Source organism: Escherichia sp. E3659, assembly GCF_005781135.1.
Taxonomy (GTDB): Bacteria; Pseudomonadota; Gammaproteobacteria; order Enterobacterales; family Enterobacteriaceae; genus Escherichia.
In genome coordinates, this window is the sequence record NZ_VATQ01000080.1 from 1 (window position 1) to 1442 (window position 1442).

At 46.7% G+C, this 1442-nt stretch carries 1 protein-coding gene; it reads right to left on the reverse strand.

The features are described 5' to 3' along the window. Window positions 1-298 precede the first annotated feature (298 nt). Window positions 299-1442: FliC/FljB family flagellin (locus FEK47_RS25055; RefSeq protein ID WP_138183449.1), on the reverse strand; the 1144-nt coding region annotated here is incomplete at its 5' end.

Genomic DNA, 1442 nt, shown 5'->3' on the forward strand with positions numbered 1-1442 from the left:
AATTTAAACTGAATATGCGTTATGACTGCCGCATACCCTACATATCGGCGCAGGTATGAAATGGCTAAAGCGTATTGATGAAAAATATAAAAGATTTTATTTGAGATTATTAATAATCTGAGTTCAGGTGTGAGGTTGGGCGTAGACAACAGGAGAGGAAATATTCGTTTTCGGATTATCTGACCAGAACGGTTGTCAGGCAATAATAAATTTTAACGACTGGATAAAAATAAAACCAGCCCGCGGGGATACCGGGCTGGTTGGTATTATCGACAGAATAAATTTGCCAATAAAAGGATTAACGCAGAAGCTGCAGAACGTTCTGCGGAACCTGGTTAGCCTGTGCCAGCACAGAAGTACCGGCAGACTGCAGAATGTTCGCGCGGCTCATTTCAGACACTTCAGACGCGAAGTCAGCGTCCAGAATGCGAGAACGGGACTCGGACAGGTTGTTAACGGTGTTGTTCAGGTTGCTGATAACAGAATCGAAACGGTTCTGTACGGCACCGAGGCCGGAACGCAGTTTGTCAACCTGAGACAGCGCCGCATCGATAGCTTTCAGCGGATCGGCAGTGTTGGTTGCATTTTTACCGGTATCGGCCACTGTTGCTGTATATACGGCAGTCGTTTTATCAATATCGATTTTTGCTCTGGTCATGTTACCGGTGGTTGTGTTCTTGATAAAGTAATTGCCTTTACCATCGGTATCAATTTCTGAATTTGCGGGAGCAGTCAGAGCGACTGACTGCTGAGCTACTTTGCCCATAACAGACGTAACGTTACCCGGTTTAGCACCGCCTGCCGTGCTGTCAAAGTTTAAATTACCCTTGCCATCATCGGTGATTTTACAGTATTCCTTACCTGCACCAGCCTTAGGATCAATAGCATACAGATCGCCGGTCACGTCATCTTTAACAATATCCGTGATATCAGAAATTGCGCCAGCACCTGCATCTTTCAGATGTGCAGCATCGTATTTATAATCTTCATCCACCTGCATAGAGGTGGCTTTAGTCAATGTACCGGTTGCACCATCAACGGTGAAATTAGTCATATTGAGAGTGTTTGCATCCATTTTGGTCAGATCGATATCGATAGTTTCGCTATCGTTAGAACCCACCTGAATAGACAGAGACTGATCCTGGCTGAGGACTTTAACGCCGTTAAACTCAGTCTGATCGGAGATACGGTTGATTTCAGCCATACGGGCATCGATTTCGTCCTGGATAGACTGACGGTCAGAATCGGAGTTAGTGCCGTTCTGTGCCTGAACAGTCAGACGACGGATGTTCTGCAGGTTATCGTTCACTTCGTTCAGCGCACCTTCAGTGGTCTGAGCGATAGAGATACCGTCGTTAGCGTTGCGGGAAGCCTGAGTCAGACCAGAGATGCTGGCGGTGAAACGGTTGCTGATAGCCTGGCCAGCAGCATCGTCTTTTGCG